Genomic DNA, 3,607 nt, shown 5'->3' on the forward strand with positions numbered 1-3,607 from the left:
CCCTCTCTCTCTCTCTTTCCTCCCCCTTTTCTCCTCCCTCGCTCTTCGTCTGCATCAAGTCAGATAGATCATCACTCATTAAAATCCAAGGATTAGATTCATCATCAATGCTAATTCCCTGACTATCTTGATAGCGATAGAGTCGAGATAATAGATTAGCACCTCTTTCTTTCACAATTTCAATTTTTAAAGTCAATTCATAATCTTCAACAGGATTAAGCATTTTATCTTCTCCTACAATATCGACATAAGATACATTAAACTTCTGACAAATGATGTCAATTAATTCCGTAGAGACTGAACTCGTTCCATTTTCATAACGACTCAGACTATTTCGTGAAATACCTACAATTCGGGCAAAGTCGTCTTGTGTTAAGTCATGTGTTTTACGTAAGGATTTTATGTTCTTTCCAATCATGGCAAACTCCTTTATTTTTATAATTCAATTATAGCATAAAAAAGCATAATGCACCAAAATTGGTGCGTTATTGACTATTTTTCCTAAATCTCTCTAAATTCTTCTCCAATTGTTCCTTATGAAGTTGATTCTTAGCTTCTTTTAATGTGTCATCCAAAGTTTCTTCTCTGTAAGTTGCTTCTGTTTTTAGTTCTTCTGATCCTTGATCTGGAGTGAAAATGATATCTAGCAATCGGTCTATTTTTTCAAGATCTTGGACAGACATATCAGATAGTCTATGAATTAGCTTCTTAAATACATCACTATTGTCGTGGTTTTTCTTAAAAAGTTTTGTAAACATCTATAACCTCTCAAAAAAAGCAGCCTTTTAAGACTGCTTAGTGTAATTCGGAAATCGCATCATAAATGGACTGCAATTTCTTATTGTTTTTATTCTTTGTGTCGATCAACGTATGTAGCTCTTCAATTTTCTTTTGACTACTTTGAATATCGCTATTGTTATCTGCAATCAGCCTTTTAAGATGTTGCTGATAACTTGTAGTGATATCTGTCTCTTTTCCTGTTCTAACCTCTGTAACTTTGGGTTTAGAACTAGAATTTGATTCCGTCACAGGTGCTTGTTTTCGCTTTTGAAAAGCTGCTTCATAATTTACATCATTACCTCCTTGATGATTTCCAAATAAGGCCGCAATTTTATCTGGATCTTCTTGATTTTCTGATTTACTCTCTAATGGTTGATTAAAATTCCAATCTTTTGTCATTCACTCATTTCATCCTTTCTAAATTCAGAATTATCGAATTGTCTTTCTTTACCAAAGGCATGGTCAAGAGCTTCTTCAAAACTCATGTGACTAATGCTTTGACGCCTTTTGAACGTCGCAAACATCGCTGTCTCAAGTTGCTCTTTGTAAGCAGCTAGTTTTTCCGTCTCTCTTGCTACCTTGCTTTCTTGCCTAGTGACCTTTTCTTCTAAGCGTTCAATAATGGTCATATACGATCCTCCTTCATTCTAATATTAGCTAAAACATCTTGATTTTGTTATCACAATTCTAAACATTGAGATGTTTGTCTTACTGGTTGATTCCTCAATGTCTCTTTTGCATTCTCAAGCATAAATTGTAAATCTGCTTTCTTTGCTCGAAGAATATCGTTCCAGTCTACTTTTTCTTTCCCAGATTCATTATCAGGTAAATCCAGTAAAACAGGAAATCCTGATTGAGATAACTTATCAGAAAAATCTTTACCTGCATCATCACAATCTACCGCAAGTGTCAATAAATCTGGATGATTATCAAAATAAGTAGTTGTATCACGAATTGTATTGATTAAGGGTAATAACTTTGAAGGTGTTACTGTATCTAAAAATTCCAACTTCTGATTTTCTTCAGCTATCAGTCGTAAAGTTTGATAAGCAACAACAGACCTTTTTAATCCTTCCATAGATACCAAACGAACATCAGATAGACTTTCTTGATGAAGTTCGTAATAGCTCATCAAGTCGATAAACGATTCACAAAAGACCAGTCTATTTGGTTGACCAATATCAAAGGATATTCCAACATGTCCATGGCTTCCTTTTAGAATCGTTTTTAACCTCTCTCTAGGAAGAGAGTGATTCTTATATATCCCTTGTAAGCTTGCTGCCTGCAGTTTGTGACGATGATCAAAGCTTTTAAAAACAATAACAGGTTCAACAGTTTCATTTGTTTTCCAACTGGCTTGTGCTATCAAACCTTGTTGGATCATCTTTTGTACGATTTCTTCTGAAATTCCTCTACATTCTGTTAAATAATATCTGGCCAGACTACAGTTAGAATCTTCTATTCTCTTTAAAGGATAATAAAATGGTCTCTCTCTCTTTTCTTGAACAGCTTTTTTTTGAAAAGGTTCTTCAGAAAGAAAGGCTAGAGCTTCTTTAAAGGAAATTCCCTTAACAAGTCGAACAAAATCAATGACATCACCTTGAATATCTCTTGAAAACCATTTAAAAGTATTGGTAGTTGAAAAAATTCGGAATGAATCGTGTTCAGGATGTTCATAGACACTGCTCGAAACTTGTTTAAAGGAGATACCTAAACGTTTGGCTACATCAAGAATTGAAATTTGCTTACATTCTTCTATTTCCATGCAATATCATCATTTTGTCGTAGTATTTGGCAGTGATGGTATTGATGATGATTCTTCTAAAGTTTTGGGAGTGGCCTTATCTAAATCATCTAATCCAGATTTCCAAACCTGTACTTGATTGACCAATAACTTACCAGGTAGTTTAGAATAGGACAATTTAACCGTTCTGGTTTCTGTCTGATTGGTCTTTGATTGGTTGGCATTCTTTAAATCGGATACATAGGTTACATTATATGAGACCATGGCAATGGCTTGATTCGTAGTCTGATTGACAAAGATATCAGCTTTTTCAAAATGATAATCNAAAATATANTCCTTATACACTTGGTTCATGGCATCATTTTGACTTGACAATTCTTGAGAATAAGCCGATTCAGTCATATAAGGTTGAATACGTGTATTATTTTCTCCGAGCTTTTCTTTCGTATAGTACTGCGTCAAAAATTCTTTTACAGTATCCGATGACAAAATGCTGGCTTTATCTTCTGCTTGTTTGTCCTCTACAAGTTTAGCTGCAGCCAATTCAATCTCTTTACGACTTTGTTTAGCAGTCGAGTGTTGACCAGCAGTATATCCCATCATGAGAATAAAGCTAGTTGCAGCCACTGCTCCAACACTAATTAAGGCTTTAGTTTTGACTTTATTTAACATCTTAGACCTTCTTTCTATAAAAACTAGGTCAAGAATAACAAAAAGGACTTGTAAGTTTTATCACACCATAATAAAAGGTGATTCCTACATTTAAGAAGCAAAATCGTACAGTTCAGAGAAAAATATCAAAACTATCTGTCTTCAGCTTATAATGTAACTATGAAAAATTTAAAAGAAGAAAATTTGAGAAGAGCTCTTTCTCATATTGAACGACATAAACAAGCCATAAATACAAATAATAACAGTGAGGATAATGATTTTCATAAATTACTGCTCCAATTTAGCTATGAAGTATATGAAAGAATCAAGGCTAATAAAAAACCTTATCCGAATTTAGATTCAGATAAAGTTTTTTAACCATCTAACAAGTTTACATACTTTTCTTAGTTTTGGAGTTTATGAAACGCCAAC

General features: G+C 33.8%; 7 protein-coding genes. 1 reads left to right on the forward strand and 6 read right to left on the reverse strand.

What is annotated here, in order from left to right:
- From D8837_RS08980 to D8837_RS09005, 6 genes are all read right to left on the reverse strand, one after another.
- On the reverse strand, window positions 1–418 hold a 418-nt coding region (locus tag D8837_RS08980), incomplete at its 3' end, for a helix-turn-helix domain-containing protein (RefSeq protein WP_142999003.1).
- 67 nt (window positions 419–485) lie between these two features.
- A complete protein-coding gene (locus D8837_RS08985) occupies window positions 486–758 on the reverse strand; it encodes a hypothetical protein (protein ID WP_000494442.1) in 273 nt (90 codons plus the stop codon).
- 37 nt (window positions 759–795) lie between these two features.
- Complete coding sequence (locus D8837_RS08990) at window positions 796–1,179, reverse strand: DUF5945 family protein (protein WP_125456840.1); 384 nt, start codon at window positions 1,177–1,179, stop codon at window positions 796–798.
- Complete coding sequence (locus D8837_RS08995; RefSeq protein WP_125456841.1) at window positions 1,176–1,409, reverse strand: DUF5965 family protein; 234 nt, start codon at window positions 1,407–1,409, stop codon at window positions 1,176–1,178. The genes D8837_RS08990 and D8837_RS08995 overlap by 4 nt, the downstream gene beginning before the upstream one ends.
- 50 nt (window positions 1,410–1,459) lie before the next feature.
- Window positions 1,460–2,545: a toprim domain-containing protein gene (locus tag D8837_RS09000; protein WP_125456842.1), complete on the reverse strand. Its 1,086-nt coding sequence runs from the start codon at window positions 2,543–2,545 to the stop codon at window positions 1,460–1,462.
- Window positions 2,546–2,554: 9 nt separating this feature from the next.
- Window positions 2,555–3,196 carry a peptidylprolyl isomerase gene (locus D8837_RS09005; RefSeq protein WP_125456843.1) on the reverse strand — a complete coding sequence of 214 codons (642 nt, stop codon included), beginning with the start codon at window positions 3,194–3,196 and terminating at the stop codon, window positions 2,555–2,557.
- Between the two features lie 159 nt (window positions 3,197–3,355).
- Between D8837_RS09005 and D8837_RS09010 the strand changes: the two genes are divergently transcribed.
- Window positions 3,356–3,553 (forward strand): hypothetical protein, encoded by a 198-nt coding sequence (locus D8837_RS09010; RefSeq protein WP_125456844.1) that lies wholly within the window; start codon window positions 3,356–3,358, stop codon window positions 3,551–3,553.
- Window positions 3,554–3,607 lie beyond the last annotated feature (54 nt).

Source organism: Streptococcus mitis, from assembly GCF_003942965.1.
In the GTDB taxonomy this organism is placed as follows: domain Bacteria; phylum Bacillota; class Bacilli; order Lactobacillales; family Streptococcaceae; genus Streptococcus; species Streptococcus mitis_BH.